The following is a 24,841-nucleotide window of genomic DNA, read 5'->3' on the forward strand; positions in this document are numbered from 1 at the left end:
GTGGTAATATCAGTTGCACGCGACTGAGACTAATTGTGGCTACAGCATCTAAATCTCATCAGGTATCAAGAAGGCGTAGACATTCTGTGCATCCCCTCCAGCGTCTCTTAGACTATGGGCATCAGTATCGTAAACAAATTTGGCTAGCTATTGCTTGTTCAATCCTCAATAAGTTTTTTGATTTAGCACCACCGGCTTTAATTGGGGTGGCGGTGGATGTGGTAGTTAAGCAACAGGATTCTATTATTGCTCAATGGGGAGTAAAAGATGTTTTTGGACAATTTTTAATTATCTCCCTGCTGACGGTTATCATTTGGATACTAGAATCGGTTTTTGAATACGCATACGCTCGACTTTGGCGAAATTTAGCACAAAATATTCAGCATAACCTGCGTCTGGATGCATATAAACATTTGCAAGATTTGGAATTAGCTTATTTTGAAGAACGCAGTACTGGCGGTTTGATGTCGATTCTCAGTGATGATATCAACCAACTAGAGCGATTTCTCGATGTGGGAGCTAATGACATTATCCAAGTAGCCACAACAGTTGTAATTATCGGTGGTGCTTTTTTTGTTTTGGCTCCTAGTGTAGCGTGGATGGCGATGTCACCAATGCCATTTATTCTCTGGGGTTCTTTTGCATTTCAAAAGTTGTTAGCACCACGTTACGCCAATATACGGGAAAAGGTGGGTTACCTGAATGGGCGATTGGTGAATAATTTAAGCGGAATTACGACGATTAAAAGTTTCACCGCCGAAGATTATGAAAATTCTAGGGTAGCACAAGACAGTAATGCTTACAGACAAAGTAACGCTAAAGCTATTCAACTATCTGCGGCGTTTGTACCTTTAATTCGGATGCTGATTTTGGTAGGGTTTACAGCTTTACTATTGTACGGCGGGATGGCGGCGGCGGCAGGTACTATGTCTGTAGGTACTTACAGCGTGTTGGTGTTTTTAATTCAACGCTTGCTGTGGCCTTTAACTAGATTAGGGGAAACTTTTGACCAATATCAACGGGCAATGGCTTCTACTAATCGCGTCATGGATTTATTAGATACACCAGTCGCCATTCATCCAGGGAATATGGCTTTACCTGTGGAGACGGTGCGCGGTGAGGTGGAATTTAAAAATGTGACTTTTGCTTATAAAGATAGATTACCAGTGATTAAAAATCTATCTTTGCAGATTCCTGCCGGACAAACGATCGCCATTGTTGGTTCTACAGGTTCGGGTAAAAGTACTTTAGTTAAACTTTTGTTACGGCTGTATGAAATCAAAACTGGCAATATTACCCTAGATGGCATTGACTTACAAGATTTAAACTTGCGAGATTTACGCCGTTGTATTGGTTTAGTTAGTCAAGATGTATTTTTATTTCATGGCACGGTAGCCGAGAATATTGCTTACGGTACCTTTGAGGCGTCAGAAGAAGAAATTATGATTGCGGCGAAGGTAGCAGAAGCTCACGACTTTATTATGCACCTGCCCCAAGGTTATGAGACAATTGTTGGGGAAAGAGGACAAAAGTTATCTGGTGGACAAAGACAGAGAATTGCGATCGCGCGTGCAGTGTTAAAAAATCCCCCAATTTTGATTTTAGATGAAGCGACCTCGGCGGTAGATAATGAAACAGAAGCTGCTATTCAGCGATCGCTCGAACGGATTACAGTTAATAGAACCACAATTGCGATCGCTCATCGTCTTTCTACTATCCGTAATGCCAATTGCATTTATGTCATGGAACATGGAAAACTAGTAGAATCTGGAACCCATGACCAATTGCTACAGCAAGATAGCGTTTACGCTAGTCTCTGGCGCGTACAAAGTGGGTTGCGGTAAGTCAATAGTCAAAAGTCAGTAGGGGCGGGTTTATTGAGAATCATCGTTGATAGGTGAAAATATTTGTGAACCCGCCCTTACATTGATCAACAGTCAAATGACAAATGACAAATGACAAATGACAAATGACGAATTACAAACTACGAATTATTTATGTTTTTTGGTACTAGCCAAACGGAATCAGGCGATAGTAAATGGCGTAAAGAATTGGATAGATTTGTGAAAGCAAATCAACCAGAATTGGCGGCGCTGTTTTGGGGATTGTGGTTAGAAAATGGTAATAGTCAAGGTACTATCGGGATTGATTTACAACCTGCACCGCATTTTGTTTATTGTCCGCAAGATGAGATAGAAAAATTAAATAGTCGAGTTGAGAATCGACTGCAAGAAATTATAGGAATTATCGAGAATCATAAACCAGAAGTAGAAGTGGTGATGATTGGTATTGGTAAGGGAGAAATTAAGTTAATTCAGTTTGCGCCAGAACCAGCACCACCTGTTTGTTTTGAGCAAGTTGGTAAGGATGTTGATGGGTTATTAGAATTATTAGAACAAAGGATGAGGGAAGAGATTGTAATTTAACGCAAAGGTACGCAAAGGTATGCGCAGAGTATCGCAGAGGAAGATAAATAACTCTGCGCTTATTTTTTAGTTTATTAATTGTGCCAAGCTGTATAAAAATCTGGATAGTTTAGATTATTGGCACAATGCCAGATAATATTAAACACAGCATCGTAGCGATAAGAACTGTTTTTAGCAAACTGTTCGCTGAGGTAGCCTTTTAAAGCTGTGATGACTTGCGGAAGATGTTCGGTGCGGAGGATTTTTGTCAAAACATCAGCTATATCCATTAAATAATCTTCGTAGGATGGCTGATTTGTGGTTTGACTGTTGAAGCAGTTTTGATTGTCATCATCTGGCGTCAATGGTTGAATAAATTGGATGAGAGTAGAGATAACTTTGTTCAATTTCTCTGGTAATATTTGGTTTGCCAGATGAAGTTGTTCTAAATTAAGAACTGTAGCAAATAGGATTGATTCATATTGACATAGATTGCTTTGTCGTATTTGGAATAAAGTAGCGATCGCAGTTGGATTAGTCAAGTCAATTTTCAAGAGATTCTGAGTAGCAGATATCCGCACCCACTCATTTTGAGTAGTTGTAATTAGGTGAGATAACTTGTTAATTGCGAAGATGTTACCGGGAATTAATTCTCCTAAGTAAGCAGTAGCTTGGCAACAAATAGACTCATCCTCAGTAGTTTCAATTATTTGCAATAAAGTAGGGATGGCTATTTCATTACCGGGATTAATTTTACCTAAAGTAGGGGCTATATCGCATAATAGGTAATCATTTTTCGTAGTATAAATCAATTCGATTAATGCTGCAATTACCGCTTGATTTCCTTCATTCAGGCTGGTATGAACCTCCAACAATCTCTCAGTTGCTACACATGCAATATATCTGGCATAATCTACATGTTCTGAAAATTTGGCGATATTTTTAATTGAATCGCATAGAGCATCAATACCTACTTGATTAGCTGGTTCAATTTCGAGTAAATACACAGCAGCACATTCTCTGATAGATGTACTTGCAGAATTTTCCAGAAGATAAATTAAAGCCTGGATTACAGCAGCATTACCAGGATCGATTTGCCAAAGTACCTTAGCTGCATCTAAACAGATTCTATCGCCTTGGTTGATTTGCAAGAATTTAACGAGAGATGCAATCGCAGTTTGATTACCGACAGCGATTTTTCCTAAAGTTGCGATCGCCTCCAGGCAATTATACTTGTTTGGCGTTGTCTCCATCATTTGAATTACAGATGCGATGGCTGCGCCAACGTCTTTGACGAACGCACTTTCACCGCCAACAGCTATTTTCTCCTGACTTGGAACAGAATGTAGTAGCGCCAAAGCTGCTAATGCACTTTTATTACCCGGATCGAATTGTGCTAATTTCTCTGCTGCTAGACGCATAATTGTGCGACTTTCAGTAGTATGAACCAAATCCACAAAGCCAGCAACTACCCGTTTTCTATCGGTTAATTCCAGAGTTTTTCTAGCTGCTTTCACTAAAGGTTTTGGAACTATTTGCCAATCTCGCTTATCCTGACGAAAAAAGCCATAACTCCATTTCAGCAGTTGTGCAACAATCGTATCCCCTAAACTGCATTCAGGGAAGTAAGCTAAAGCTTCAGCCGCTAAAAAGTAGGCGCGGTAACGATAAAAATCGCCGCAATTATCATCAAAATCTATTAAAGCTTGAATAAATGCTTCTTTTTGCGCCTTAGCTACATCCTCTCGCCTAAACCATTGGAGAATTTCGGTTTTCCAGCTTGGCTCAAAGATGCGGTAATTATCTTGATTTAGAAAAGTGCGATCGCAGTTAAAGAAATATTGCCAATCATGCATAGCCTCCTATCCACTTTACAGCGTGGTACGAAAGGGACTTGAATCGAATCATGCTACATCTATTGGCTTGTTGTCAAGTCTCAGCAAATAGCCTGCTTTTAACTGCGAGAAAATCGCCTTACCTGGGAAACATAACAAATATGACTATTCAGTTAATACCTGTTTATTTTCCTAAAATATGTAAAGTTTTATGCAGCAGTTCAAAAATAAAGTTACAAATAAATTAGAGCGAATATTAGAACAATATTTAATACCCCGTTTAGTCAAGTGGGGAGAATATTTAGAAAATAAAATCAGGCGTTATAAACATCAGCAATTGAAACCGCAATTAAAATTTTGTGGTGCAGATGTGCGATTTAAGCGAGATATTACAATTAACCACCCGCAAAATGTTTCTTTAGGTGATAAAGTCTACATTGGCCCGGATGTATTATTAGATGGGCGTGGTGGTATCACTATTGGTGACAATAGCACAATTGGATTTAATGTTGTCATCCTCTCTGCAAACCATGATTATCAAAGTAATGACCTGCCTTATGAATATAATGTTTATATTCATAAACCAGTGGTAATTGGGCCCAATGTTTGGATTGGTGATAATGTGCTAATTATTCCCGGAATTACTATAGGAGGTGGAGCAATCATCGCTGCTGGTACAGTTGTTACTAGCAATGTTGAACCCTTAGCAATTGTGGGTAATCAACCAATGAGAATAATTAAATATCGTGATAAGGAACATTATGAACGTCTAGCAAATGAGCAGAAAAATACAAATTTATTAGTTCACAGTATTGATAATCAAAAGTAAAATATTAAAATTATTGTAGGTGCGTTATTAGTCATGAACGCACCCTGATTTTTAATTACAAATTAAACCCCTACTGGCTTACTTGCACGCTTAACTTGAGGTTTGGCAATCATCCGCATTCCTGATGGTGGAGCAACAGTAAAACCACGCCTTACAGGTTCTATAGGGCGTTTATTCACCAGCGAAATTTGAAATGTTGACAGAATTGTTGCTAAGACAATTTTCATTTCATATTGGGCAAATGCTAAACCAATACAGCGACGATTACCACCACCAAAAGGTAAGTATTCATAGGGAGAAAATTGCCTTTCTAAAAAGCGTTCTGGTTGGAATTGTTTAGGATTAGGGTAAACTTCTGGGCGATGATGTGCTAAGTAAATACTAGGGATAATTACATTTTTTTCAGGAATTGTATAACCTTTAATTTCAATTGGGGATTTAACAATTCTCGGTACCCCATTCATCACAATAGGATAAAGCCGCAATGTTTCCTGACAAACTGCTGTCAAATAGGGTAACTTAGCAATGCTACTCGGATCTGCATTAATATCAATAGTATCTAGTTCTCGCAGTAACTTTTCTTGAACTTCTGGTAATCGGTCAATCCAGTAAAAAGCCCATGTTAATGCAGAAGCTGTAGTTTCATGTCCGGCGATTAACAATGTCATTAATTCATCACGTAATTCTACATCAGACATTGGTTGCCCATCTGCATCACGAGCAGCCATCATTAAACTGAGGATATCTTGGCGATTTTCCTGAGTATCATTGCGTCTTTCCGCAATGAGAGCATAAATCAATTCATCGATTTGTCCTAATAAACGCGATACTTTACCCCAAGGACTCCACACACCTAAATCTTTGCGTAAGAAGCTGAAAAATAAAGCGCCAGATAATAAAGGAGAACCGAGGAAATCTAAAACAGAAGATAGTAAATGCTGAAGTTCTTGAAATCGCTTTCCTTCTTCTAAGCCAAATACTACTCGTAAAATCACGCGCAAGGTGATTTCTTGCATTAGATTGCGGATATTGAAAGGTTTACCAATCAAGATTTTGCTACTTACTTGCTCGGTAATTACACGAATATCTTGACCGTAAGCCCGCATTCGATCGCCATGAAAAGGAGGGGTTAATAATTGACGTTGCTGCTGATGGCAATCGCCATCTAGTAAAATTAACGAGTTATCGCCCATTAAAAACCTTAAAGGCCCGTTACCTTCCCCAGACTTAAAATACTTGGAATCAGCAGTAAAAATCTGTTCTAGGGCTTCCGGATCGCTGAAGTAGATAATATGCACATCTTTGCTACCCCAAATAGTAAAGCGATCGCCATAAACTTTGGCAAAGTCTTCTACATATTTTATTGGCTGAGTAATAAATTTAACCAGCCGCAGAAAGCGCGATATTCTAGGCCCATCCGGTAAACTGTTTGTGATTGTCATATCAATGCAGAATATAAGTGTTGGATTTTATTGTGACAAGTTTTTCGTAAATTGACAGTCAACCCTAGCGGCTCATCTACTTTTGCAGTGAATTTGCAGCATATTCTCAATCTTAGGTTTTTCAGAGCGTTTTTTGTGGCGATCGCATCAACTTGAATTTATTAAATATCAATCCGTATTTTTATATAAATATTATATCATCAATAAATATCCATTTGTAAGTAATTACCATGATTTGTGAGGATATTTGAAGCTTTTTTTATTATAAAAAAACTAAAATTTTATCCATATATTATCCAAAGAAAATACAAATAATAAACACATGGATATATAGTGTTTTTATCATAAAATCTTAGCAGTAAATCAAACATTTCCGTGAAAAATAATCTCAAAATGATGGCAGCAAAAACACATTTATCTCAGATGATGTCTCTGGTAATTGCTGCAAATGCCTTAATTTTTCTGACTTTACCTGCACAAGCAGTAACATTTAACTTCACATATAATGATGATGTTACACAAGAGCAAAAAAAGGCTTTTGAATTCGCTGGAATATATTGGTCTCAAAACCTAGCTGATGATGCCTCGGTCAACATCCACGTAGATTTTGCTAATTCTGTGCAAATGCCCAGTGGGGTACTAGGTGGTGCTATTCCAGCTTTTATGAATAATGTCAGCTATAGTAGCTTGCGGAATGCACTGAATAATGACAAGACTTCAACCTACGATAATACTGCTGTAAGTAACTTATCTGCTGGTACCTCTTGGAATGCAGTTGTCAGAGATCCATTATCTACAAACACTAGTTCAATTTCTAATAGCACGCTCAGTTTAACAACAGCCAATGCCAAAGCTTTAGGTTTAATGAGTAATAACAACAGTGCTTTGGATGGCGTAATTCTGTTGAATAAGTTAGACAACACTAACTATTCTTGGGCAACTAGTGAAGTCATTAACACTGTAGGTAATCAACAATTTGATATGACTAGTGTTGCTATCCACGAAATTGGTCATATTCTCGGTTTTGTCAGTAGCTTAGACGGTGTTAATGCAAACAACTACTGGGATATGAATAACCGCAAAAAAATCTTTACCCCCTTTGATTTGTTCCGCTATTCTAGTTACAGCGCTAATAGCAAAGTATCCGATATCAGTAATGGTTATGATACATATTTCTCTCTTGATCGTGGTGCAAGTAGCATCGGATATTTATCTACTGGAACAGATAAAAATAGCTTAAAAGGTGATGGCTTTCAGGGGAGCCATTGGAAGAATTACGATACCACTATCGGTGTGATGACACCTGCTTTACGTATGGGTACATATCGTGACATTGATGTGCGAGATAAAACAGTTTTTGATGTGATTGGTTGGCAAACAAGAAATGTGAGTTTATCCCATAGTGACATGCTAAGCCAAGCAATAAGTAGATCACAGTCAGCAGTTAGTATCAATCGTACTGCTGACATTAACAATATGTTCAATCAAAATCGTTGGGGTGCTGCTAGCACGACTACTACCTTAAACCAAACACAAGATTTAGCAGATTATTTAGCCCAACAAGGATTTTATCAACAAGGTATGCTCTGGGATAGTATACCTACAGATACTACTTCCGTTCCTGAACCAGCTGTTACTGTTGGCTTAATTAGTTTATTGGGTTTAGCTGGTTTGAAATTGAAAAAGTTTCCTCGCAATCATCCAAATTCTATCCAACATTGAGTTCTGACAAATTTGATTTTGGTAGTGAGGAAATATTGGCATCATATTCTCACTACATACCAAACTTTAAACGTACATGATGGTGGGCGAATCGAGAAACTCTTATGGGGTAGGCTTATGGGATAACTAGAGTTGTTGATCATTCATCCAAATCAAGCTTTTCTTCTTGTTTCCTCGGTTCCCTATGTCTTGGCGTCACCCTATCTCCCTACAACCCAATTGTAAGTAAGTGTTAGCAAAGTAAGTCTTTGAGGCACAAAGCATTATATTCTGGTATGACAGCAGCGTCGGAAATGTGAAGTGCCAAAAATTATCGCTATACTCAACGGTAAGGGAGGTGTCGGTAAAACGACGACAGCAGTCAATCTGGCTGCGAACTTTGCCCGAAAACAAAATGTGATTCTGGTTGACGCAGATATTCAAGGATCTGCCAGTTGGTGGTTCGGGCGCAATCAGGATGCTATGGGATTTGATCTGGCTCAAGAAAGTAATCCAAAACTTTTAAGTGATTTAAGAAAGCTAACAGGTTACGATCTAGTAGTAGTGGATACGCCTCCGGCGCTGCGCTCTGAAGCATTGGCGACGGTAGTAGCGATCGCAGATTATCTGGTTTTACCTACACCCCCAGCAGCAATGGATCTCGCTGTCTTGATTGAGACTGTCAGAAAAGCCGTCATCCCTGTGGGAGTTCCCCATAAGGTGTTGCTAACCAAAGTTGATACGCGGAGTCTGGGGGAAGCCATTGAGGCGCAAAAAACTCTCATGGGATTAGGAATTCCTGTATGTAAAAACTTAATCCGTGCTTATAAAGCTCACGAAAGAGCAGCACTTGAGGGTGTACCAATTACTCAATGGCGCGGAAACAACGCACGGGAAGCAGAATCTGATTATCGCCGTGTGGCTAATGAATTACAGCTCGATTGGAGGGAATAATGGTTAAGAAACGTGTCTCTGTATCTGACTTATTACAAGAAGAAGCACAAAAATTTACACCCAATGACGGTGAATCAGCTATTGAAGTGACTGCACAACCAGTGACAGAAGAAAATGTTGCAGCAGAAGAAGCACCTACGCAAGCACCAGAAACAGGAACAACCGCTAGGCGCACAGTTCCTACCAAGGCTGATTTAGAAGCAACTATCAAAGAATTAAAAGAATCTCTAGAACAATCTCAGCAGCAGGAAGCTTCCCTGCAAAAACAAGTTGCAGATTTACAATCATCTGTATCAGAACAAAAAACAGTAGTAAAACGTCTCACAAAAGAGCTTGATGAAGCGAAAAAAGCTGCATTGCATCTGGCTGAATCTAATTCTCAGCTAATCGAAGAAATTAAATCTTTAAAGCAAGAAAAGGAAAATATTGCTGCATCTAATTCTCAGCTAACAGAAGAAATTACTGCATTAACTAAACCAAAGGAAACTTATAAACCAGTAAAACATACCTATAATCAAGATCACTACAGAAAATCTTACCGGACTTCTGAACATCTAGCGACAACCCAACCAGACGAATCAGAAGATACTTCTTCTCAGATGTGGTTGCTTGATTAATATGTAATTCGTAATTACGTTTTTGTTAGGTAAGAGAATCTGATATGTTGATGGTGCGTTGTTGCATAGGGCAACGCATCAGACATTTAAATCTTTGAATTTTAATTCTCTATTGGCTGGATAATTATGTATTATTGCCAAATTCTAAAATAGTTTGCGCAGTAATTTGTGGTTGCTCTAAGTGGGGAAGATGTCCACAATCTTGAATCCAGGAAAGTTTACTTTGGGGAATGGCGTTTTGAAATTTCTGTGCGTCTTTAGTACCCAAAATTTTATCGTTATCGCCCCATAAAATTAATGTAGGTTGGGTAATTTCCGCTAGTTTTTTAATTTTAAAAGCTCGATAACCACCACTTTTAGTAAAAGCAATTAAAGCTTGACTCCAGCTTGGCATTTGTAGATGTAATGCGGCACAATCTACACCATCATTTGATACCAGGTGTTTGGCTTTATAAGCAGCGCGAGAAATGCGATCGCGGACTTTAGGATTACGCAAAAACTCTGTGGCTAAATAATCCAAAGGGGGAAACATTAATTTGCTAATAGGCGAACCTCCCTGCAAACCTGCACTATCCATTAACACGAGTTTTTGCACCGCTTCTGGATAAGTGAGGGTGAAATCAATCGCTGCTGCACCTCCCATTGATGCACCTAGCAAAATTACAGGTTGGTTAATTAGGGTTTTCCAAAAATAATAAAGATGGGTTTTAATAGCAGTTGGACTATATTGAATATCAGCCAATCTTTCTGTAAAACCAAAACCTAACAAATCCATCGCCCAAGTTTCATTTTTAGCGGCTAATAGCGGTAGTAATCGGCGGAATTCTAACACAGAACTATCAAAGCCGTGAATTAAGAGAATTGGTACGCCACCACTACCTTGATGTACATAGGTAGTATTGATTGGTTGATTGGTTAGAGGAGTGGCGATCGCTTGAGATTGAATACTCTGCGCTAGGGCGATCGCGGCTGGTTCTTTTAGTTGCCCAACGGCTGTAGGTAAAAAACTTGCAAACATAAAATCTAGTTTACCATGTTGTGTCCGCAACTGTTTACAACATTGTACATGTACATTAGTTACAGTAAAATCGTCTTTTTGTTGTTTTGAGATGGAGTGCGATTCAGAAGCGCATGAAAACAATTACCATCCTAAAGTTTGCGCCACCTGATTAGAGATAGTCACTGGGTTGAAAGGTTTGGCAATCACACCAGCAACACCCATCTGCGCAAAACGACGGCGATCGCTTGGTTGGACTTTTGCTGTTAATAGTACTACGGGAATAGCTTGTGTATAAGGATCTGATTGCAGCTGTTTAAAGACATCAAATCCATCCATATCAGGCATAGAAATATCGAGAACAATCGCATCCCATTGTCCAGTTTTAACTATCGTTAATGCTTGACTACCAGACTCCGCTGTACTCACTTGCCATCCGGCGATTTCTTCTAAAGATACTTGAAGAATACGACGAATATCTGGTTCATCATCAATAATTAAAAGGCGTTTCGTCATAATTTTCCCTGGCTCAGTGGCAATGTAAAATAAAAATTGCTTCCTTCCCCAACGACGCTTTCTACCCAAATTTGGCCGCGATGCTGTTGGACGATACTTTTACAAATTGCTAGTCCTAGTCCTGTTCCTCCTTTTTGTCGCGCATCAGAGACATCAACTTGTTGAAATCGTCCGAAAATAGTTTCTAATTTATCTTTAGGAATACCCCTACCTTGGTCTTTAACACAAAAAAGAATATCAGAATTATCAAAAGAATTTTCTAACTCTGCGGTTAACCAAACAATGCTATTTTTAGGAGAAAATTTCATCGCATTGCTTAATAAATTGATGAGAGTTTGCACGATCGCATCAGGTGCAGCGGTAATTGTCACAAACAGGGGTTTAAATTCTAGAGTAATTCCCTCTTGGGTAGCGATCGCTTGCACTGCTTCTATCGCCTGTTGCATTAAATCTGCTACTTGACAGCTTTCCATGACTAGCTGCGTTTTCCCAGATTCTAAGCGTTCTAAATCAAGTATGTCGTTCACTAAACGTACTAGGCGATCGCAGTTATTTGCAGCAATCGTCAGCATTTCTTTGACTCTTTCGGGACGTTTGTCAAATACTCCTGCGATCAACATTCCCAAAGCGCCATTAATAGCTGTCAATGGCGTGCGTAATTCATGGCTGACGACGGCGATAAACTCGTCTTTCATTTGGTCAATTTGGTGGCGATCGCTGATATCTTGGACTATGCCATGCCAAGCAATCTCTCCATTTTCTCGTTTTTCTGGTCGAGAATTCGCCTCAATCGATTTAATCTTGCCTGAAGGGGTAATTATGCGCCATTCATGCTTGAATTGCTGCATATTTTCCATACTGTATGCCACTGCCTGTTGATATGCCAAACGATCTTCAGGATGAATCTGGTTAAAAGTTATGCTGGCATCTTCCAGCGCTGAGACTACTGAAATTTCATGAATTTCTGCAAAAGCTGGGCTGAGATATTCATAACGCACCTGGCCACTAGGGTATTCGACAACGGTATAAATTATTCCTGGGGAAGCGGCTGCTAAATGTTGGAATCTTTCTTCGCTTTGCTGTAATGCCGTAGCAATACGTTTACTATTGGTAATATCTGTTACGCGCACAAGATACATTGATTGCCCTGCAACCTGAATCATCTTCACCGCTAAATTGCCCCAAAAGGAATTGCCCTTTTTCGTGAGATATTCTATTTCTAGGCTCCAAAATCCCTGCTGTTCGATTTCCATGCCAATTGCAGCTAATTCTTCCTCTGTGAATTGCCGTTTTTGGAGAATATTTCCTTGAAGTCCAATTAATTCAGCCTTACTGTCTAGTTCAAACAGAGTCACAGCGCGCTGATTGCAATCGAGAATGTATCTATTTGGGGGTGGTTCTACCAAGAAAATAGCATCAGTAGATTCATGAAAAATGGCTTCTCGCAAGTCACGGGCTGTTTTCAGTTCCAGTTCTACTTGTTTGCGTTCCGTGTAGTCTTTAAATACAGAGAGAATGTAACGCTTTCCTGCGAAATCAATCCATTCCGAAGAAATTAAGCCTATTTTCCGTTCCCCCGATTTAGTGTGCAATTCCAACTCAAAATCCTGCACTCGCTGCTGAGTCTGTAATATATCGCACATCTGTTTTATTGTTTCAGGGTTGGCAACTATTCCCAATTCTAAAGGAGTATGGTCAATCACCTCTGCACGGGAATAGCCAGTCATTTCTAAAAAGCGATCGTTCACTTCTACATAACAACCTGTCTCGAAGCTAATAATATGGGCAAAATCGGGGCCGTTGCGGAAAATTTTGGCAAATTTATCCTCTGATTCATTCAGAGCCACTTGGGCAGTTGTAAACGCTTGTTTGAGGTCTTTTGCTGTCTGGTTAAAGGATTGGGTAAGTAGCTTGAGTTCTGCGATCGCAATTTCTTCTGATAGGGGTTGCTGCCATTGTCCTTGTGCTAAAGCTTGACTAGCTTGACTCAAACGCACAATCGGCTTAGTAATTAGCCTTGCAGTAAATATACCAATTATAATTGTCGCAAATAATGCAAATAAACATAAGATATATGTCTGAGCCTTGCTCGCTTCAATTTCTCTCGTAAAGTCGGATGCTGGCACAGTCGTGACCACTAGCCAATCCAGTCCATAGCGATCGCGGTAAGGGGTGATTTGCACAAACTGCTTTTGCCCATCGAGTTCTAAACTCAGTTGGGTAGTGTTTTCTAGCTGACGAAAACCACCGGATTTTTTGACTATTTGTTGAGCGAGCGATCGCGTTTGTGCATCCTGACTCTGGATGGTTGGTAATCTTTGCGGTTCTCCTTTAGCTTTTGCTATATAAGGCAATTCTAATGTAGAAGTAGCTACTAAATTTCCAGAGCGATCGATAATTAAAGCCTTTCCAGAAGGGGAAAAATTTAGCTGATTTAAAAAAGTACCAATCTCCGATAAACTAATATTAGAAAAAAATATTCCTTGAAATTCGCCAACATTGTTATAGACAGGAGCCATTGCTTGAATTACTAAAGTTGGTGCAATATTAGACACAAAAATTGGCGACCAAACTTGTTTTTTTGCAGCTTTGCCATAACGATACCAGGGCAGCTGGCGGCTATCAAAGTCCAGAGTATAAATTAATTTTTTGGGCTGTCCTTGAAAATCAACCAGATAATGTTTTCGTTTGCCTAAGTGAGTAGTTTTAATTTCCGCCAAGAAGACAGTGCCAATTGCTAAGTTTTCCCCAGTTAGCTTATTGGCTATATCCACTAACTCTTGACTTTGGAGTCTTCCGTAGCCAATTTCTTCTCCCCGCTCATTTACATAAGTGTTGCTACCCAACAATGGAGCTAGAGTAATTTGCTGCCATAAGTAATTTTGCAATTGCGTAAAATCTCGGATATTCAACGCCCCTTGTTTAACAGTTTGGGCATTAATCGCCATTGCTTGCTGCTGGGTTTGCAAATAATTATCGAGGCGATCGCTAATCCGGTGGCTGACTTCGTGCATCAACTTATTAGCCAAATTCTCAACCGCTTGTTCACCACTGCGATAAGACAAATAACCCACAAGTCCAACGGCTCCAATTGTCTGCAATACAAAAGGAATCACTAGTACCCACCGCAGGGTAATTTTCGTCAACGGCAGACGCAGAAACAGCATAGGGAAGAGAGCAGAGGGAGCAGAGGGAGTAGAGGGAGCAGAGAGAGCAGAGGATCAGGGAGCAGGGAGCAGAGGAAAAGTAATTACTGACTAATAACTAATAACTAATGACCCATGCGCAATGCCCAATGCCCAATGCTCCATGCCCCATACCCAATGACTAAGTATCCAAGAAAGTTGAGGCAAATGTCAAAATTGGGACTAAAGCCTCGTACAATTGATATCACTTATATTTAACTCAGGAGAATCTAGCCATGCCAATGGCGGTTGGCGTAATAGAAACCTTAGGTTTTCCTTCGGTGTTGGCAGCAGCAGATGCAATGGTAAAATCTGCCGCAGTCACGCTGGTGTATTATGGCCAAGCAGAAAGCGCTCGTTTGCTAGTTGCAGTTCGGGGACATGTTGCTGAAGTCAGAACAGCTGTGGAAGCAGGAATTGCCGCAGGTGAGCAAGTAAAGGAGGGTACAGTCATTACCCATTACATAGTTCCCAATCCCCCAGAGAATGTGGAAACCATACTTCCTATTCACTTCACCGAAGACTCTGAACCATTCCGTCTCTTCTAAACAAGTTTGCGCTTAAAATTTGTAGCGAAGCTTCGTACAATTAACTTGTAACACTACCTAAGTTTATTCATACAGGAGATTATTAATGTCATTACAGGCAGTTGGAGCGCTAGAAACTAAAGGTTTTCCTGCTGTGTTAGCCGCAGCAGATGCAATGGTTAAAGCTGGTCGAGTTACCCTTGTAGGGTATATCCGCGTTGGTAGCGCTCGTTTTACAGTCAATATTCGCGGCGATGTCTCGGAAGTCAAAACCGCTATGGCTGCCGGTGTGGAAGCTGCTGAAAATGTTTATGGTGGTACCTTGGAATCTTGGGTAATTATTCCCAGACCTCATGAAAACGTTGAAGCTGTTCTACCTATTGGCTATACCGATGCGGTTCAACAGTATAGAGAATCTGTAGAAAACCCCATTATCAGATCTGGCAACGGGCGCTAGATTTAATTTCATCGTTTCTCGCCCCAAGTAGAAATAAAATATTACCCTCTGCGCCTTGACAATTAACTTTTGCCAAGACGCAATTAATTATATTTCTACATATTTATTACCGATTTTTGGAGATTGCCCTGTGCTATCTACTATATTTTGGCGGACATTGTCAGCAACACAATGTAACATAAACGCGATCGCAGAGGCTGTGAAAGCTGAAGAAAATCTTCATTTATGAGAAATTTAAGTATATAGAGCAGGATATTACCCTGATGGGTACTATCAAATTTCCAGTAATCCTATTAGATAATGGTGGTATATCTTGCTTTTAAGTTAAATAAGGTTGGCAAAATGTTGAAGAGAGTTCAAAAATGCTGATATTCTCACAGAGAGACTCTGGAGATATGAAACTTATATGAATCAAACTACGTCTGGATTTGAGGTGAATTTTATTCACTCATGCGATCGCTTGCAACATGCCAGCTTTTCTTGACCCCTCTAGAAGACAAGTGTATCTTAATTGACTTACACTGCGCAGGTCGGTTCTCTCAGTTGTGAATTTATTAAGTTTACAAAAATTTATAACTTACAAAGTAGAGAAAAATGCCTCAATTAGTTGGGTTTCCAGTAGTTGGCGATCGACAGTTAAGACCGACAAAGGATAATTTCTGCATAAGTTTAGTCCTTTGAGACGTAATAAAAATGGAATCACTAAAAAATCTTCCCTAGAAGATTCAGTTAGGGGCAGCTGCCAGTTAATAAGTTAAGTGCAGAAAATGGGGGTTGTAATGCAAACTTTAAAACAGGGTTTTGAGGAGTACAATCTCACTATGGCAACAGAAGCCGACAAACTGGCACAATATTGGCGACAACGTCTTGTAAGTGAGTGTCCACAACAAAGTCAGGCAGCCATAGAAAGTATAGTCCTTTGGTTATTGGGGCGTGATAACCAACGCTTTGATATGCTCAATCCCAAAGAACTTGAGATAGCCAAGCAAGCAATGGAATATCGTTACCGGATTTTGTTACAACGTTACTTAGGTACAGGAAGAGAACGTGCTTATCGTAACCTCATCACACGCTTAGCCAGTTTGATGACCTTAAGGAACAAAATTCAAACTTGGGTATCTTTAAGCCGCGATCGCCAGCGCAGTGTCATGGATGTACTACAAGAAATTATCCAAGAATTATTACAAAGCGATTCTTACATTCAAGACCAAATGGCTTGTATCGCCGAAATTACCACCGATCGCCGTTTACGAGATACTTTGCTATTTGCTAGTATCGAAGAATACTGCTTGCGCCCAGTACGCAATCAACCCTTGCTAGTTTATCGCTTCGTCAATTACCTCCGTCGGACTCAACGAGGAGGCTTAACTCAAGTACCCAGCAGCGATTTGATTCGCCTAATTTCCGAAGAAATCCTCACAGATGACAGCGATAATCGGATTAACTTAGTTGATAGTCAAGCGATCGCGGAATATGAAGAAGCGCAAGAACTAGAACAGCAACAAATTTTGCGTCAGTCCGTCCAACAAGAATTTGAAGTATACTTACAAGAAAATCTGGGAACCGAAGCAGTAGAGTGGCTGCGACTGTATCTGCAAGGTAAGTCTCAAGACGAAATCGCCAAAGTCCTCAACAAGCAAATTAAAGAAGTATACAGATTGCGGGAAAAAATCAGCTACCATGCCGTGCGCGTATTTGCCCTCAAAGGTAAACCGGAACTAGTAGATAATTGGTTAGCAATTTCCTTGCAAGAACACAACCTAGGGCTTACACAAAACCAATGGCAGCAACTCTATGCCCAATTGTCTCATCTGGGACAGCAGGTTTTGAATTTACGCAAAGCGGGTAACTCTATTGAAGCCACAGCACAACAATTAAAACTAAAAACCCATCAGGTGATGGGAGAATGGGCTAAAGTCTATCTCGCCGCCCAAACTTTAAGAACTCAGGAGTAACAAAATTTAGATATAATCCTGGTATATACGCAGCGATTCTTAGGTAATACTTATACTGCCTGATAATCTATTTATAAATAGAAACACTGAAAGTTAAGTATTGCAAAAATCGACAGATTCAAGTGTTAGATTTTGGATTAGGGATTTATCCCAAATCCACAATCCTAGCTCTAGTTCCTGCTAGATAGGTATTTGGATGGAGAATCACTTTCTGGGTCTGGCTGATAGGGACTATAGACATTAGTATTTAATTTCACTAGTGCTAACATCTATAAAGTATCTTTATTTACTAAAGCAGAACTTAGACGCACAATAGAATAATAAACAAATAAAAAAAATATTAAATAATTAAACATATGTTGTCTTCAGAAGGCAATTTTACTGATAACAACGCCAGCGTGCCAGTTACAGATGAATTAGAATTAACGAATCTTGAGGAGTTACTTCGCGATCGCCAGCAGATCTTTTCCTTAATAGATCGTCTTTTATCCTTAGAAGTTTGCTTGTATCACCAAATTTTACCTTTGGAGTTAAAAGACAAGCAACTTTTACTAGGTATGGTTAATTCACAAGATACAGAAGCATTAGATTACGTTAATCGAATTTTTTCCTCCCTTCAGTACACAATAGTGGATCGGGTAATTCCCAAAGAAATTCACCAAGCTACTCTTTCAGCCTACCTCAGCTATAAAAACACATCCTCGCCACCAGTCAACTCTACTTCCAATCACAAAGCAGATCCCCCTATAGATCCAATAGATCAGTTTAATACTTACGCCACTACATATATTGAGACACCAGAAGAAATTGCACCAGCTTCTTTTCCCCAAGTAGATACATCTTTAAAAGAAAATCAAGAAAATCAAGAAAATAACCCTAGTGTTTCTAGAAATAGCAACCCTAAGCCGGAGCAGAATGAACAGAAAAAGACTGCTGAGGTAATACCGCCAAACCGCCTAACTGTTCCACCATTGCAAACTTCAGAGATATCCAGGCCCCTAGAATTTCTCATCGATTTACCGCCGAGGAAATTATTAGAACAGTTATTAGCTAGAGTTGTGCGTGGGGGAATTGGTCGCTTGTATTTGGAAAGACAGTACGATCAAGGCAGAATACTCTGGAGTGATAACGGAGTCTTGCAGTCAGTAGTAGAAAATCTGCCTACCTCGGTTTTTCAAGACATAATCAATGAATTCAAGAACTTTGCTGGTTTACCTATAGCCGCGCTGTCAGAACCAAAACAGGTAGAAAAGGAATGTAAATATAAAAATAATAATTTGTTGTTACGTTTACGGGTAATGCCGGGAATTTATGGTGAAGAGGCAACATTACAAGTGTTGCGGGGAGCCGCATTAAAATTTTATCAGCAGCAACAGTTAAATCGTCTCAGTCGCGATACTTTGGTTATGGCCCAAAAACTCAGCTTCAAGTTGCACGAACTAGAAAAAAGGCTAGTGACCAACAATAATATGCAATCTGAGCAATTAAAAGCGGTGGTTACCCTAACTCAACTAGTAGAAAATTTAGACAAACAACTCAACGTCTTAGCTGGGGATACTCAGCCACCTAAAAATAGTAACTAACATTCTGCTGTGTCAGTGAAACCGCTGATTTCGATCCCATACATAATTGTTATGTTGTACTAGAATATCAGACCTTATACCAATTCTTAATTTCTCCTTTTTAATTAAGAGACTTCAGATTGCATCTAAGTTTCTAGACTGAAATGTCTGGCTGAATTGGAGCAAATTGGTATAAACATCTGAAACTTCTCAATTAATTTGCGATCCTATTCCTACCGTATTCATCTGCTGATTACGGTTTTAAAACTTAAAATATCCGCTCTAATGTTCTCCTCCTAAATCCATTTTTTACAGATATTTCATGCAGACTGAGGTTTTTAGTGAACTTTTCCCCTTACTCAGTACAGCCAATCCCCAAACTTTAGAGTGGCTGCTGAATGTTGCGATTGAACATGAATACCCAGCAGAACGAGCCGTTTTAATGGAAGATGCGTGGGGTAATGCCGTTTACTTCGTGGTTTCAGGATGGGTGAAAGTCCGGCGCACATCCGGAGATAATTTTGTCGCCTTAGCAATTTTAGGGCGAGGCGATTTTTTTGGAGAGATGGCAGTTTTAGATGAATCTCCCCGCTCAACTGATGTCATTGCTCTTTCAACGGTAAAATTGCTGAGTGTTGCTAGAGAGCGTTTTATTCAAATATTGTTTAAAGACCCGCATTTACATCACCGAATGCTACAACTGATGGTGCGGCGATTGCGACAAATCAACCTCCGCCTGCAAATGCGTTCTTCACCACCAGCCGTCAAACTAGCTCAGACTTTAGTGAGTTTGGGAGAAAGTTACGGTCAAAAATCTGACAAGGGAAGAGAAATTTTTAACATTCCCTTTAAAGATTTAGCGGAAGTCACAGAAATTAGTGTTGATGAAACTAGCAAAATTATGGACAAGCTCCATGAAAAAGGCTGGATTGAAATTGACAGTACAAATAACATTATTTACTTGGTCAATTTCAAACAGTTGATTAATTTAGCTGGGAAAGTTTAGGGATTGGGCATGGGGGAGCCAGTGGTTGGACGGGTTCCCAAGGGCGCAGTGGCTCCAAAATCTTCCAAAATATAAGATTTCTTATCTCCCTTGCCCTTCTATTCCCTGTTGCTCTTGTTTGCAAGTTCCACCTGTGAGGGTATAGTTATCTACCTGAACCCAGCTATCTTGACCTATTGCCCAGAATCCCGTGACGATGTGGTACTCAGATTCATTACCTGTGACGAATCTTAGTGTTAAGGGTAGGTATTGGGGTAATCTGCCAAACTTGATTTCTACAAATGATTTTTGATTAGCATCTCGCACGCCAAAAGAACCATCTGTGACATTTTCGGATGTGCGCACGTAGGCTTTTAACTCATATTCGGTATTAGGCTGTAGTTTAAGGCGCTGGCTGATACCATTCCATCCATTAATATTGCGCATGGAAATATTGTTTTGACCGGAATTGCTGTTTCCTATGGCTAAATCAACAGCAGTGTTCCCTTCAGCAACCCAAGGACTGCTAACTTTTGGGCTGATTTGTTCTTCAAAATCGCCATCCAAAAGGGGAGTAGGACAGGTGGCTGCTACTTTAGCGGAGCCAAGATCATGGATAATTCCAATGGTAATAAATAATGCAACTGTGCCGAGCGCGAACTGTTTGCTAGTCATTTATGCTGACCTTTTGACTCAGGGCGATTACCCAAGCCAATGAGTATATAATATGCCCAGCAAATCTGGTTGAGGGAAATTACTGAAGGTTGTGATTTTCGCCATCAGAGCGATCGCACTCAGCTTTGTCATGGTAGAAAACAGTTAAAAGTGCGATCGCTTATTGTAGGGAATTCCCTAGAATTGTTTTTGATTACCTACCATTACGAATTTTTCTTTCGATCACCGAAATCCGCTCTTGAGTTCCTGGATGGCTACTCAAAAACGATGGTGCAGAAGATTGACGCACTAATTTTCTCATAAATGCAGGCATCGCATTGAGATTGTACCCAGCCCTTCTCATATACTGCAATCCCTTGTCATCAGCGTCAAATTCTGCTTCCCGGCTATTAGGTAAGTCCACAGCCAGCTTATAAGCTATGGCGGTGACAGCACTTTGATCTAAACCTGCAAGGGAGGCTGCACCTTGAGCCAGTTGTGTTTGTTTCAACTTATCGATCAGGTCGTTGTTGCAAATATGCGCAATTTCATGTGCGATCACAGATGCTAATTGGTCTTCATTATCGGCTGCATTTATTAGCCCAGTGTTAACGTATACATATCCACCTGTGGTTGCAAAGGCATTAATACTAGAGTCTCGAACTACGTAAAATTTAAAGGGAACTTGAGAGCAGTTACTAGCTCTAGCTAGGCGTTGACCAACACGGTTCACATAAGCATTGGTTTTGGAATTAGAATCTAGTCGATAATTTTGTCTAACCTGCTGGTGAATATTTTGTCCTAAGGCGACTGTTTGCTGTGGGGAAATGTTGGACAGTTGTAATAATTGCACCCCATTAAATATTAGCCGCTCCCAAGGAATTGCATTAGCTGGCGTCAGGGAGGTGAAGCCTACGCCTACAGCAGTTCCTACACCAAGTAAGACAGAAAGACTTTTACGCATTCTGGAAATCATAACAAAAAGTTTCAAAGTAATGAACAGCAAAATTGGGTTTTTATTTTTGGGAAACTTAATTATTTTGCTTAAAAAACATAAGAAAATATGTTATTAACTTATTTCCATAAAACGATAAAAGTATTGAATAATCTGCTTAATTAGTTAGATTAGTTAATATTTTAGCGAAACATTTGGGCAAAGAAACCAGCACAAAGGAGGAATTTTACTTGAAAATTCATACTTTCACGATCAGTCGCCAGCATTCAACAACTGTGTGCCGCAATCCAAAGTATGAAGATAACGCTCAAGATTATCGCAGTAAGCTGATATTAAATCACATCGAGCAATATATTCAAAAATTTAACCATAATAACGATTTTTTTAGTGAGTTTTGCAAGAAGGCGGCTCAATATTCTTGCTTTTGCAACTTAGCGACACTAATAAAAGTTTGGTAACAAAAAATCCGAAAATTGGAAACTTGGCTTTGAAGCTTACAATAATCGAACCTTCAATCACTTAATAATTAGAGAATCTATTTACTAACAAACTTAGCCATATTTTAGGAAGTTAATTGTATGATTCATCACATTTCTATTGCGGTTCAAAACCCCCTACATGTTGCCCAAGTTATCGCTGAAGTTTGGCGAGGACAAGCTTTTCCGTTCTTTCCTTGTCCAGGTAGTTACATGGCTTTACCTATGGATGAACATGGAACAGTGATTGAAGTGCTACCGTTACAAACTCAGCTAGTACCGGGTACAGATGATGAGCAGTCTCAGTTTGTACAGGTTAATGACTCTAGAGGGATCACAGCTACTCATGCAGCTATCTCTGTTCCAATTAGCCAAGAAGAAATTGAAGCAATTGGTAAACGAGAAGGTTGGCGGGTATTGCGTTGTAATCGAGATGGTTTTTTTGATGTGATTGAGTTCTGGTTGGAGAACACAGTAATGTTAGAATTGCTCACACCAGAAATGACTGCTGAATATTTAGCAGTGATACATCCAGAAAATCTCAAGAGAATTTTTACGGCTAACCCCATCCTAGCCAGTGTTTAAAAATTTTAGTTTAGGGATTTCCAAGTCAAAAAATATTCTCTTGCTATTGTTCACCGTTGACGGTTGACGGTTGACTGTGAACCGTCAACAAAATGAAGCTGTAGTTTATTTTTTGGAGTTCCCTAAGCTTTAGCCTTCCTAGAAATCTAGGATAAGGCGTTGATGAACTGTTGTACTTTTTCTACAAGCGGTTGATATTCGATTTGTGTAGCTAAATCATGGGCGTTGCAATAGCATGATAGGGCTAATTTTTTGCGTCTTCTTTTGGCGTAAAGGCTACCCATATTTAAGAAAGTAGAACTTTCTCCTAAGCGATCGCCCAATTCTTTATAAATTGCCACAGCTTGTTTATAGCATTTGAGCGCTTGCCAGTGATTTGCCAGGTTATTGTAAGTAAAACCAAGGTTGTTGAGGGTTGTGGCTTCCCCTGCTCTGTCTTTTAATGCCCGACGTGTTAATAGTACTTGATAGTAGATTAACAGTGCTTGTTTAGGTTGCCCTAAATCGCTATACATTGAGGCAATATTATTCATGGTGGTAGCTTCGCCAACTAAACTTTTGACAGCTCTTTGAATTGGCAATGCAGCTTGAAAATATTCTAGAGCTTGCTGATAGTCGCCTAAAGCACTGTAAGCAAACCCAATTCCATTTAGTGTTGTAGCTTCACCAGAAAAGTCCCCTAGTAAGCGCCGCATCCTTAAAATTTGGTTTTGTAGCAATAGCGCTCGTTTTGGTTCTCCCAATCTGGTATAAATTAATGCCACATCATTAAGTGTGGAAATTTCCCCTTGAGCGTCCTCTAATTTTCGGAAAATTTGTAGTGCGCCATCAAAATATTCTAGTGCTGGCGTAAACTTGCCTAGGCGGCTATAGGTAGAACCTAAATTGCTCAGTGCTGTGGCTTCGGCTCGGAGATTCCCAAATTCTCGCGCCACTTCCAATGCTTCCACAAAACAATCTAATGCTCTTTGAGTTTGCCAGCAACCGAGGTGACCTAAACCAATGTCGTTTAATGTATGACCTTCTCTAGCTCGATCTGGGATAATGCGAGCTAACTTTAAATTTTCGGTAGCTAGTGCGAGATATTCTTGAAACTCCCCCCGCTTGTAGTAGCGGCTTGCCCGATCGCGACGTTGTTCCCATTCGGTGACTGGATTTAAAGGTTGCGTCATCTGACCTCGGTTGCACTAAAAGATAGATAGGCTAGTTTTGCTTGAGCGGGTTGATTTAAGAATTAACCCCTCTCAAGTAATAATTCCCAAATTTGAATTAACCATTATTCTCTATCTTTAGATATAAGACGTAAATAGAGGTGATATAGTATAATCTCATACTTATCTTGGCTTTATGAAAAAAGCTCTAGATCAAAAGCAGCGATCCTTGCAGAGTCAGAGTTATAGGAATCTCAGCATAGCTCCCCGCTTCAGAAATGGACAACCTGCAAAATATGATTGTTTTAAGTTGAATATTGCTTTTATTTAGCGATCGCTACCGAATATTGTCTCTATTATGTAACTTGGAATACAGGGAACGTAGTGATTACTGAGTAGCCAAGTTAACAAAAAAACTAAAATTTTGGCTTTGACAAAGTCCAGCAGGAACTTTCCTGACTTTGTCAAAATCTCATAACTTACGAATTCAATCGACTTAAATGCGCCTACCTATTTTGATCACGACAGGATTATTACTGACTCTGAGTTTAAATACTCCTGTGCTCTCGCAACCTGTCAACCCAGCACCCCAATCACCTGCGATCGCTAATTCGCAGTTACAGCAATTAACTGCTAACCGTCAGTTATGGCGAAAGCAAAATATCCGCAACTATCGCTATAAATTGAGCCGCAGTTGCTTTTGCGTACCGCAAGCTAGAGAACCAGTGATGGTGACAGTCCGAAAAGCGCGGAGGACGTGGATTACTGATGGAGCTGGTAAAGCCGTAGAACGAGAATTATTCCAACAATACGATACAGTTCCCAAGCTTTTCAATCTGATCGAGGATGCGATCGCTAAAAAAGCATCTAACCTGACTGTGCAGTACGATTCCAAATTTGGCTACCCAACCCAAATTAACATCGATTACGACAGTCAGATGGCTGATGAAGAACTGTATCTAACAATTGAGAATTTGCAAAAAATTAATAGATAATTCGTAATTCGGAGTTCGTAATGGGTAATTTTGGAATTACCAGACCAATATATAGAAT

At 39.8% G+C, this 24,841-nt stretch carries 21 protein-coding genes; 13 read left to right on the forward strand and 8 right to left on the reverse strand.

Annotated elements, in window-relative coordinates; all coding sequences use genetic code 11:
- Window positions 1-35: 35 nt before the first annotated feature.
- A complete protein-coding gene (locus H6G41_RS17695) occupies window positions 36-1,844 on the forward strand; it encodes an ABC transporter ATP-binding protein (RefSeq protein ID WP_190747495.1) in 1,809 nt (602 codons plus the stop codon).
- Window positions 1,845-1,997: 153 nt separating this feature from the next.
- Complete coding sequence (locus tag H6G41_RS17700) at window positions 1,998-2,426, forward strand: hypothetical protein (protein ID WP_190747496.1); 429 nt, start codon at window positions 1,998-2,000, stop codon at window positions 2,424-2,426.
- A gap of 74 nt (window positions 2,427-2,500) precedes the next feature.
- On the opposite strand, the gene H6G41_RS17705 is transcribed toward H6G41_RS17700, so the two are convergent.
- Window positions 2,501-4,261 (reverse strand): hypothetical protein, encoded by a 1,761-nt coding sequence (locus H6G41_RS17705; RefSeq protein WP_190747497.1) that lies wholly within the window; start codon window positions 4,259-4,261, stop codon window positions 2,501-2,503.
- Window positions 4,262-4,451: 190 nt separating this feature from the next.
- On the opposite strand from H6G41_RS17705, the gene H6G41_RS17710 reads away from it, so the two are divergent.
- Window positions 4,452-5,069: a DapH/DapD/GlmU-related protein gene (locus H6G41_RS17710; RefSeq protein ID WP_190747498.1), complete on the forward strand. Its 618-nt coding sequence runs from the start codon at window positions 4,452-4,454 to the stop codon at window positions 5,067-5,069.
- A 62-nt stretch (window positions 5,070-5,131) separates the two neighbouring features.
- Here H6G41_RS17710 and H6G41_RS17715 read toward each other — a convergent pair whose 3' ends face one another.
- Entirely contained in the window at window positions 5,132-6,511 is a 1,380-nt protein-coding gene (locus tag H6G41_RS17715) for a cytochrome P450 (RefSeq protein WP_190747499.1), read from the reverse strand.
- 375 nt (window positions 6,512-6,886) lie between these two features.
- Between H6G41_RS17715 and H6G41_RS17720 the strand changes: the two genes are divergently transcribed.
- From H6G41_RS17720 to H6G41_RS17730, 3 genes are all read left to right on the forward strand, one after another.
- Window positions 6,887-8,233 carry an NF038122 family metalloprotease gene (locus H6G41_RS17720; protein ID WP_190747500.1) on the forward strand — a complete coding sequence of 449 codons (1,347 nt, stop codon included), beginning with the start codon at window positions 6,887-6,889 and terminating at the stop codon, window positions 8,231-8,233.
- Between the two features lie 300 nt (window positions 8,234-8,533).
- Complete coding sequence (locus tag H6G41_RS17725) at window positions 8,534-9,166, forward strand: ParA family protein (RefSeq protein WP_190747501.1); 633 nt, start codon at window positions 8,534-8,536, stop codon at window positions 9,164-9,166.
- Window positions 9,166-9,783: a hypothetical protein gene (locus H6G41_RS17730; RefSeq protein WP_190747502.1), complete on the forward strand. Its 618-nt coding sequence runs from the start codon at window positions 9,166-9,168 to the stop codon at window positions 9,781-9,783. Before H6G41_RS17725 ends, H6G41_RS17730 begins: the two co-directional genes overlap by 1 nt.
- A 124-nt stretch (window positions 9,784-9,907) precedes the next feature.
- Here the strand turns inward: H6G41_RS17730 and H6G41_RS17735 are convergent, their stop codons facing one another.
- The 3 genes from H6G41_RS17735 to H6G41_RS17745 all read right to left on the reverse strand — a co-directional run bounded on the left by H6G41_RS17735 (window position 9,908) and on the right by H6G41_RS17745 (window position 14,463).
- Window positions 9,908-10,801: an alpha/beta fold hydrolase gene (locus H6G41_RS17735; protein ID WP_190747503.1), complete on the reverse strand. Its 894-nt coding sequence runs from the start codon at window positions 10,799-10,801 to the stop codon at window positions 9,908-9,910.
- A gap of 123 nt (window positions 10,802-10,924) precedes the next feature.
- Entirely contained in the window at window positions 10,925-11,296 is a 372-nt protein-coding gene (locus H6G41_RS17740; RefSeq protein WP_190747504.1) for a response regulator, read from the reverse strand.
- Window positions 11,293-14,463: a PAS domain S-box protein gene (locus H6G41_RS17745; RefSeq protein ID WP_190747505.1), complete on the reverse strand. Its 3,171-nt coding sequence runs from the start codon at window positions 14,461-14,463 to the stop codon at window positions 11,293-11,295. The genes H6G41_RS17740 and H6G41_RS17745 overlap by 4 nt, the downstream gene beginning before the upstream one ends.
- A gap of 254 nt (window positions 14,464-14,717) precedes the next feature.
- On the opposite strand from H6G41_RS17745, the gene H6G41_RS17750 reads away from it, so the two are divergent.
- From H6G41_RS17750 to H6G41_RS17770, 5 genes are all read left to right on the forward strand, one after another.
- Window positions 14,718-15,029 carry a carbon dioxide-concentrating mechanism protein CcmK gene (locus H6G41_RS17750; protein ID WP_190747506.1) on the forward strand — a complete coding sequence of 104 codons (312 nt, stop codon included), beginning with the start codon at window positions 14,718-14,720 and terminating at the stop codon, window positions 15,027-15,029.
- Between the two features lie 85 nt (window positions 15,030-15,114).
- A complete protein-coding gene (locus tag H6G41_RS17755) occupies window positions 15,115-15,465 on the forward strand; it encodes a carbon dioxide-concentrating mechanism protein CcmK (protein ID WP_190747507.1) in 351 nt (116 codons plus the stop codon).
- 767 nt (window positions 15,466-16,232) lie between these two features.
- Window positions 16,233-17,420 carry a HetZ-related protein 2 gene (locus tag H6G41_RS17760; RefSeq protein WP_190747508.1) on the forward strand — a complete coding sequence of 396 codons (1,188 nt, stop codon included), beginning with the start codon at window positions 16,233-16,235 and terminating at the stop codon, window positions 17,418-17,420.
- Window positions 17,421-17,776: 356 nt separating this feature from the next.
- Complete coding sequence (locus H6G41_RS17765) at window positions 17,777-19,003, forward strand: pilus assembly protein PilB (RefSeq protein WP_190747509.1); 1,227 nt, start codon at window positions 17,777-17,779, stop codon at window positions 19,001-19,003.
- 301 nt (window positions 19,004-19,304) lie between these two features.
- On the forward strand, window positions 19,305-19,988 hold the full coding sequence (locus H6G41_RS17770) for a Crp/Fnr family transcriptional regulator (protein ID WP_190747510.1): 684 nt from the start codon (window positions 19,305-19,307) through the stop codon (window positions 19,986-19,988).
- A gap of 81 nt (window positions 19,989-20,069) precedes the next feature.
- On the opposite strand, the gene H6G41_RS17775 is transcribed toward H6G41_RS17770, so the two are convergent.
- A complete protein-coding gene (locus H6G41_RS17775) occupies window positions 20,070-20,642 on the reverse strand; it encodes a carbohydrate binding domain-containing protein (protein WP_190747511.1) in 573 nt (190 codons plus the stop codon).
- A 193-nt stretch (window positions 20,643-20,835) separates the two neighbouring features.
- Window positions 20,836-21,597: a M48 family metallopeptidase gene (locus H6G41_RS17780; RefSeq protein WP_190747512.1), complete on the reverse strand. Its 762-nt coding sequence runs from the start codon at window positions 21,595-21,597 to the stop codon at window positions 20,836-20,838.
- A 557-nt stretch (window positions 21,598-22,154) separates the two neighbouring features.
- Between H6G41_RS17780 and H6G41_RS17785 the strand changes: the two genes are divergently transcribed.
- The gene (locus H6G41_RS17785) at window positions 22,155-22,637 is read left to right on the forward strand and encodes a hypothetical protein (protein ID WP_190747513.1); all 483 of its coding nucleotides are present in this window, start codon (window positions 22,155-22,157) and stop codon (window positions 22,635-22,637) included.
- 146 nt (window positions 22,638-22,783) lie between these two features.
- Here the strand turns inward: H6G41_RS17785 and H6G41_RS17790 are convergent, their stop codons facing one another.
- Window positions 22,784-23,809, reverse strand: a complete 1,026-nt coding sequence (locus H6G41_RS17790) for a tetratricopeptide repeat protein (RefSeq protein WP_190747514.1) — start codon at window positions 23,807-23,809, stop codon at window positions 22,784-22,786.
- Window positions 23,810-24,288: 479 nt separating this feature from the next.
- On the opposite strand from H6G41_RS17790, the gene H6G41_RS17795 reads away from it, so the two are divergent.
- The gene (locus H6G41_RS17795; protein ID WP_190747515.1) at window positions 24,289-24,783 is read left to right on the forward strand and encodes a DUF6174 domain-containing protein; all 495 of its coding nucleotides are present in this window, start codon (window positions 24,289-24,291) and stop codon (window positions 24,781-24,783) included.
- The last annotated feature ends 58 nt before the right edge of the window (window positions 24,784-24,841 follow it).

The organism is Tolypothrix sp. FACHB-123 (assembly GCF_014697075.1).
Lineage (GTDB): Bacteria > Cyanobacteriota > Cyanobacteriia > Cyanobacteriales > Nostocaceae > Aulosira.

Bases quoted from the DNA above. Each gene is read 5' to 3' on its own strand.
- H6G41_RS17700 (WP_190747496.1), top strand. From the start codon at position 1,998: ATGTTTTTTGGTACTAGCCAAACGGAATCAGGCGATAGTAAATGGCGT.
- H6G41_RS17705 (WP_190747497.1), bottom strand. From the start codon at position 4,261: ATGCATGATTGGCAATATTTCTTTAACTGCGATCGCACTTTTCTAAAT.
- H6G41_RS17710 (WP_190747498.1), top strand. From the start codon at position 4,452: ATGCAGCAGTTCAAAAATAAAGTTACAAATAAATTAGAGCGAATATTA.
- H6G41_RS17715 (WP_190747499.1), bottom strand. From the start codon at position 6,511: ATGACAATCACAAACAGTTTACCGGATGGGCCTAGAATATCGCGCTTT.
- H6G41_RS17730 (WP_190747502.1), top strand. From the start codon at position 9,166: ATGGTTAAGAAACGTGTCTCTGTATCTGACTTATTACAAGAAGAAGCA.
- H6G41_RS17735 (WP_190747503.1), bottom strand. From the start codon at position 10,801: ATGTTTGCAAGTTTTTTACCTACAGCCGTTGGGCAACTAAAAGAACCA.
- H6G41_RS17740 (WP_190747504.1), bottom strand. From the start codon at position 11,296: ATGACGAAACGCCTTTTAATTATTGATGATGAACCAGATATTCGTCGT.
- H6G41_RS17745 (WP_190747505.1), bottom strand. From the start codon at position 14,463: ATGCTGTTTCTGCGTCTGCCGTTGACGAAAATTACCCTGCGGTGGGTA.
- H6G41_RS17750 (WP_190747506.1), top strand. From the start codon at position 14,718: ATGCCAATGGCGGTTGGCGTAATAGAAACCTTAGGTTTTCCTTCGGTG.
- H6G41_RS17755 (WP_190747507.1), top strand. From the start codon at position 15,115: ATGTCATTACAGGCAGTTGGAGCGCTAGAAACTAAAGGTTTTCCTGCT.
- H6G41_RS17760 (WP_190747508.1), top strand. From the start codon at position 16,233: ATGGGGGTTGTAATGCAAACTTTAAAACAGGGTTTTGAGGAGTACAAT.
- H6G41_RS17765 (WP_190747509.1), top strand. From the start codon at position 17,777: ATGTTGTCTTCAGAAGGCAATTTTACTGATAACAACGCCAGCGTGCCA.
- H6G41_RS17770 (WP_190747510.1), top strand. From the start codon at position 19,305: ATGCAGACTGAGGTTTTTAGTGAACTTTTCCCCTTACTCAGTACAGCC.
- H6G41_RS17775 (WP_190747511.1), bottom strand. From the start codon at position 20,642: ATGACTAGCAAACAGTTCGCGCTCGGCACAGTTGCATTATTTATTACC.
- H6G41_RS17780 (WP_190747512.1), bottom strand. From the start codon at position 21,597: ATGATTTCCAGAATGCGTAAAAGTCTTTCTGTCTTACTTGGTGTAGGA.
- H6G41_RS17785 (WP_190747513.1), top strand. From the start codon at position 22,155: ATGATTCATCACATTTCTATTGCGGTTCAAAACCCCCTACATGTTGCC.
- H6G41_RS17790 (WP_190747514.1), bottom strand. From the start codon at position 23,809: ATGACGCAACCTTTAAATCCAGTCACCGAATGGGAACAACGTCGCGAT.
- H6G41_RS17795 (WP_190747515.1), top strand. From the start codon at position 24,289: ATGCGCCTACCTATTTTGATCACGACAGGATTATTACTGACTCTGAGT.